The organism is Jiangella rhizosphaerae (genome assembly GCF_003579925.1).
GTDB lineage: Bacteria > Actinomycetota > Actinomycetes > Jiangellales > Jiangellaceae > Jiangella > Jiangella rhizosphaerae.
Genome location: NZ_QUAL01000278.1, coordinates 1 through 2590, shown reverse-complemented (window position 1 = coordinate 2590; position 2590 = coordinate 1). Strand labels below are relative to the sequence as shown.

General features: G+C 73.3%; 2 protein-coding genes and 1 pseudogene. 1 reads left to right on the top strand and 2 read right to left on the bottom strand.

The annotated features are described in order from the left end of the window. Window positions 1-795: pseudogene (locus DY240_RS32345) on the top strand (hypothetical protein); the annotation flags it as partial. A gap of 90 nt (window positions 796-885) precedes the next feature. Here DY240_RS32345 and DY240_RS23225 read toward each other — a convergent pair. Both DY240_RS23225 and DY240_RS23220 read right to left on the bottom strand, forming a co-directional pair. Beyond that, on the bottom strand, window positions 886-1776 hold the full coding sequence (locus tag DY240_RS23225) for a TIGR01777 family oxidoreductase (RefSeq protein ID WP_119662135.1): 891 nt from the start codon (window positions 1774-1776) through the stop codon (window positions 886-888). 5 nt (window positions 1777-1781) lie between these two features. Continuing rightward, a partial coding sequence (locus tag DY240_RS23220; protein WP_199702167.1) for a 2-oxo acid dehydrogenase subunit E2 occupies window positions 1782-2590 on the bottom strand: 809 nt, incomplete at its 5' end.

The following is a 2590-nucleotide window of genomic DNA, read 5'->3' as shown; positions in this document are numbered from 1 at the left end:
GGCCGCGGCGAGGAGCCGCCGGCCGGTCCTCCGCCCGGCGGCGCCGTCCACGACGGCGTGAACGTGCCCGTCCCCGAGGGCGTCCTGGCCGACGACCGCCGTCCGGATCGCCGTACGGCCGCGTCCGCTGCCACCGCGCCGGCGGCGAAGGAGTCCAGGGGCCGCCGCGGCGCCCCGCCGCCCGTCCCCGACGACGAGGACACCGCCGGCCCGAAGCGCAAGGACCGCCTCTGGATCGTCAGCACCCTGGTGGCGTTGCTGGTGGTCGCGGGCGTGGCGATCGTCGGCTGGCGCGTCTTCGGCGACGACACCCCGAACGAGGGCCCCGGCAGCGGCGCCAGCTCCGGCGAGTCCGAGGCGTCGACGGATCTGTGCGGCGGGCCCCAGCCCGCGCCCACCGTGCCGCCGCCCACCGTCACCGACTGGACGCAGGAAGTGCAGCGGCTCTACACGCTGCGGGCGCAGGCGTTCGAGGAGAGCAACCCCGAGCTGCTCTGCCAGGTGCACGCGCCGACCAACGGCACCCTCGCCGAGGACGCCGGCACGCTGGAGCAGTACGCCGACGCCGAGGTCCACACCGAGGGCCTGGTCTTCGAGGTGGTCAACGCCGAGCTGGTGTCCCAGGAGGGCGGCCGCGCGACGGTCACCATCACCCAGCGCACGCCGCCCTACACGCTGGTCAACGAGGACGGCGACGTGGAACAGGAGATGGAGGGCTTCGAGGAGATGACCTGGGAGGCCGATCTCGTCGCGGTCGCCAACCCGGACGGCACGAGCTCCTGGCGGTTCGGCTAGGGCGAAGCCGGCGCCCTTGGCAAGGGTGGTCGTCGCCAACGTGTCCGATATGACCGATACTGCGCGACGGTGAGGCTTGCCAAGGCGGTATCAGAGCGCGGCGCGGATGATCGCGCGCGCGTCGGGGTGATCGAACTCGAAGCCCGCCTCGCCGAGCCGGGTGGGGACGATCCGCAGGCTGCCGAGCAGCTCCGACGACGCCTCGCCGACGGCGAGCTGCAGGGCGAAGCCGGGCACCGGGAGGAGCCGCGGCCGGTGCAGCTCGGCGGCCAGCAGGCGGCTGAACTCGCCGTTGGTCACCGGCTCCGGCGCCGTCACGTTGTAGGGCCCGACGCAGCCGTGCTGCTCGACGAGGAACCGCAGGGCGCGCACGCAATCATGCAGCGAGACCGGGCTCCAGAACTGCTCGCCGTTGCCGAAATGGCCGCCCAGCCCGAGCCGGAACAGCGGCAGCAGCGGCTTCAGCGCCCCGCCGCCCGGCCCGACCACGAGGCCGAACCGCGGATGGCAGACGGCGATGTCGGCGGCGCTGGCGGGAGCGGCGGCGTGCTCCCAGTCCTGGCACAACCTCGCCAGGAAGCCGTCGCCGGGGCCCGACTCCTCGTCGAGCAGTTCGCGGCCGCGGTCGGGACCGTAGTAGCCCATGGCCGACGCGCACACGAACACGCGCGGCCGCGTGGCCAGCCCGGTCAGCGCCGACGCGAGCACCGTCGTCGAGCGGATGCGGCTGTGGTGCAGCTGCTTCTTGAACCGGCGGGTCCAGCGGCGCGCGCCGACGTTGATGCCCCCGAGGTGCACGACGGCTTCGACGCCGGCGAGGCGGGCGAGTGGGACCGCGCCCTGCTCGGGATCCCACTGCGCCTCGTTCGCCGCGGCCGGCGCATGCCGCACCAGCCGAATGACCTCGTGCCCGGCGGACTCCAGGCCCGCGACGAGCGCCGTGCCGATGAACCCGCTGGAGCCCGCGACGGCGACCCGCACGTCGCTTACAGGCCCAGGTCGGCCTCGAACGCCCCGCCCTCGAGCCGCTTCTTCACCGTCCCGAGGAACCGCGCGGCGTCGGCGCCGTCGACCAGCCGGTGGTCGTAGCTGAGCGCGAAGTACACCATGTGCCGGACGGCGATCGTCTCGCCCAGGTTGGGGTCGTCGATGACCATCGGCCGCTTGACGACGGCGCCGGTGCCGAGGATGGCGACCTGCGGCTGGAAGAAGATCGGCGTGTCGAACAGCGCGCCGCGGCTACCGGTGTTGGTCAGCGTGAACGTGCCGCCGGTGATCTCGTCGGGCGTCAGCTTGCCGGTGCGCGCTTTCTCGGCCACCTCGGCGATCTTGCGGGCCAGCCCGGCGATGTTGAGGTCGCCGGCGTCCTTGACGACGGGCACCAGCAGGCCGGCCTCGGTGTCGACGGCGATGACGAGGTTCTCGCGGTCGTGGTAGGTGACCTCGCCCTTCTCGACGTCGATCGAGGCGTTGATCTTCGGGTGCTGCTTGAGCGCCTCGACCGCGGCCTTCGCGAAGAACGGCAGGAACGACAGCTTCACGCCCTCGCGCTGGGCGAAGTCGGCCTTCACGCGGTCGCGCAGCCGGGCCAGCGTCGTGATGTCGATCTCGACGACGGTGGTGAGCTGGGCGGTCTCTTGCAGCGACTCGTGCACGCGCTTGGCGATGACCTTGCGCATGCGGGTCAGCTTCTCGGTGGTGCCCCGCAGCGGCGAGGGCTCGACCGACTCCGGCGCCGCGGCCGGCTGGGCGGCCGGCTGCTGGGCGGGGGCGGACGGGGCCGGCTGCGCGGCGG